General features: G+C 60.2%; 3 protein-coding genes and 1 pseudogene. 3 read left to right on the top strand and 1 reads right to left on the bottom strand.

Annotation, left to right across the window (positions count from 1 at the left end):
- Positions 1 to 24: 24 nt before the first annotated feature.
- On the bottom strand, positions 25 to 453 hold the full coding sequence (locus NW815_RS13470) for an SHOCT domain-containing protein (protein ID WP_414390833.1): 429 nt from the start codon (positions 451 to 453) through the stop codon (positions 25 to 27).
- 138 nt (positions 454 to 591) lie between these two features.
- On the opposite strand from NW815_RS13470, the pseudogene glmU reads away from it, so the two are divergent.
- The 3 genes and pseudogenes from glmU to NW815_RS13455 form a co-directional block, all read left to right on the top strand.
- Positions 592 to 1,941: pseudogene (gene glmU, locus NW815_RS13465) on the top strand (bifunctional UDP-N-acetylglucosamine diphosphorylase/glucosamine-1-phosphate N-acetyltransferase GlmU); the annotation flags it as partial.
- Positions 1,942 to 1,983: 42 nt separating this feature from the next.
- Complete coding sequence (locus NW815_RS13460; RefSeq protein ID WP_414390838.1) at positions 1,984 to 2,490, top strand: PPC domain-containing DNA-binding protein; 507 nt, start codon at positions 1,984 to 1,986, stop codon at positions 2,488 to 2,490.
- An 81-nt stretch (positions 2,491 to 2,571) separates the two neighbouring features.
- On the top strand, positions 2,572 to 2,835 hold a 264-nt coding region (locus tag NW815_RS13455; RefSeq protein ID WP_414416120.1), incomplete at its 3' end, for a helix-turn-helix domain-containing protein.

Genomic DNA, 2,835 nt, shown 5'->3' with positions numbered 1-2,835 from the left:
GCTTAGCGGTCGGAGCCGGGTAGTTTACGAAATCTTGCGGATTTGCCGGCGGCGCTCCTCATATTCAGCGCGGGTGATCAAGCCCTGTTTCAACTGGCTTTCCAACTGCTGTTCGGGATCCCGGGCTTCTCGCCCTTCCACACTGGTCCATTCCAGCTCGATCAACTCTCGGTTGAATCGAAAATCGAAATCGGCATTGCTCATGGTCAGGATCCACAGCCCTTCCAGCAAACAAAGGGCGCGTACCCCGTAGCTGAGAATCTGCAGCGGGATGGAAGGAACGAACACCATCAGCCCCGCCACCAAGTAGCCCCAGCCCCAGCGTTGGTGCCCCATATAGAAGCGCTGCAACCCTGGAATGAACACCCCCAGCATCGCCAGCCAACCGGCCACCTCGCGGACCAACCGCCGACGTTCCTGTGGGGGCATATCAGGGCCCCTGCTCTCGGCCATAGACTGCACCAGCTAGATGTGCCATTAAGCTAGCTCAGTTTTGGCCGCACAGGGCTCAGGAACTTGGATCCAACCTCAGAAGATTTTTGAGCAGCATCCCGCCGCCTATACTTGATGGGGGCGGTTCGGGGAAGGAACATGGCAGAGCGGGAACTATCGGTAGCGATCTTGGCAGCGGGCAAAGGTACCCGGATGCGGTCGCAGTTGCCCAAGGTGCTGCACAAGCTGGGATCCCTGTCTTTGATCGAGCGGCTGCTGCGCACGGTGCTAACCTTGAAACCCCACCGCTGTCTGGTGATTGTGGGTTATGAACAGGAGCAGGTGCGCCAAGCCCTGCGGGAGTACCCGGTTGAATTTGTGGAGCAGGCCCAGCAATTGGGCACCGGACACGCCGTTCAACAGCTGTTGCCCGTCCTGGGCGGTTTTCAGGGGGATCTGCTGGTGATCAACGGGGATGTGCCCCTGCTGCGGGCAGAAACCCTGCAAGCTCTGGTGGAGCGCCACCGCCAGATGAACCCAGAGGTAACCTTGCTCTCGGCTCAGGTGGCGGATCCCTATGGCTATGGACGGGTGTTCTGCGATGCCCAACAGCGAGTGCTGGAACTGGTGGAAGAGCGAGACTGCACCCCGGCCCAACGGCAAAATCGCCGCATCAACAGTGGGGTGTATTGTTTTCACTGGCCGGCTCTGGCCCAGGTTTTGCCCCATCTCAATCGCAACAACGCACAGCAGGAGTACTACCTAACAGATGCCGTCAAGCGGGTGGGCAAAGCCATCGCTCTGGATGTTGCCGATCCGCAAGAAATTGTGGGCGTCAACGACCGCCGCCAACTGGCCCAGGCGTACCAGATTTTGCAGGATCGCCTCAAAGAAGCCTGGATGGAAGCCGGGGTCACCTTTGTGGATCCCGATAGCAGCAGCCTCGAGGAAACGGTGGAATTGGCCCCCGATGTGGTGATCGAGCCCCAAACCCATCTGCGAGGGGTGTGCCGCATTGGCTCGGGAACCCGCCTGGGGCCGGGCAGTTGGATCGAGTCCAGCGAGATTGGATCTGGGTGTCACATTCTCTACTCGGTGGTCAGCCACAGCCGCATCGGCAACCACGTCTGGATAGGCCCCTACGCCCACGTGCGCCCCCACAGCCAGATTGGGGATCATTGCCGCATCGGCAACTTTGTGGAAACCAAAAATACCCAGATTGGATCCCACAGCAACGCCGCCCACTTGGCCTACCTGGGCGATGCCAAGCTGGGATCCCAGGTCAACATCGGGGCGGGCACCATCATCGCCAACTACGACGGCCAGCAAAAGCACTTTACCGAAATTGGGGATCGCAGCAAAACAGGCGCCAACTCGGTGTTGGTGGCTCCTTTGCAGGTGGGATCCGATGTCACCATTGCTGCCGGCTCCACCATCCCTGCCCGCTACCCCCTGCCGGATGACTGCTTGGTGATCGCTCGCTCCCGCCCGGTGGTCAAGCCCGGTTGGCGACCCGGGATCCGCTCCTCCCGCCGCCAAGAGCTCCAGCCCATGCCACCGGGATCCCTCAAGATTTATCCCTTGCGCCTCTTCCCCGGCCAAGATCTCAAGCAGGAACTAGAGCGATTGGCCCGGCAGCAGCCCTTGCAAGCGGGGTTTGTCCTCAGCGCTGTCGGCAGCCTCAGCCAAGCCATCCTGCGCCTGGCCGACCAAACGGGGGATCACCTGCTGTCGGAACGCCTGGAGATCCTGGCCCTGAGTGGATCCCTGTGCCCTGACGGAGTCCATCTCCATCTCACCGTTGCCGATGCCCGAGGCCAAACCTGGGGGGGACACCTGCGCCCCGGCTGCCTCATCTACACCACCGCCGAAATTGTCCTCGCCGATAGCCCGGAGTACCGCTTCTCCCGTCAACCGGATCCGGCCACCGGCTACCTGGAGTTGCACATCCAACCCGTGGCAGGGGATCCCTGCTGGCCGTCCCCACCCCCCCAACCCCAGCAAAACCAGCAGACAAAACCAGAGGCTGACAACAGCAGGCCGAAAAGCTTACAGTAGTCAACATGAGTTACCTAAAGCTAAAGGGGGCTTGTGAGCGCCAAGCCGAAAGCTTCACGGAACTCATGGACGCTTTGCGGTGTGGCGGGCATATTACTGGGTTTTCGGACGCAACTCATTCTTAACCGCAAGCAAACAACTCTAGCCGCCCAACACGCTGGGGTAGCCCGCCACGCCTATAACTGGGGCTTAGAAGTCTGTCGGCAAGCCCTGGAGAACCAGCAAAAACTTCCCACCGCCATTGACCTGCACAAGCGCCTAGTGGCCGAGGTGAAGAAAGAACATCGCTGGTACTACCAGGTCTCCAAATGCGCCCCTCAGCAGGCATTACGCAACTTGGAGCAA

Origin of the sequence: Synechococcus sp. R6-7 (genome assembly GCF_047461695.1) — a bacterium.
In the GTDB taxonomy this organism is placed as follows: domain Bacteria; phylum Cyanobacteriota; class Cyanobacteriia; order Thermostichales; family Thermostichaceae; genus Thermostichus.
The sequence above is the reverse complement of the archived record's forward strand: the minus strand, read 5'-3'. Positions and strand labels throughout refer to the sequence as shown.

Bases quoted from the DNA above. Each gene is read 5' to 3' on its own strand.
- NW815_RS13470 (WP_414390833.1), bottom strand. From the start codon at position 453: ATGGCCGAGAGCAGGGGCCCTGATATGCCCCCACAGGAACGTCGGCGG.
- NW815_RS13460 (WP_414390838.1), top strand. From the start codon at position 1,984: ATGCCACCGGGATCCCTCAAGATTTATCCCTTGCGCCTCTTCCCCGGC.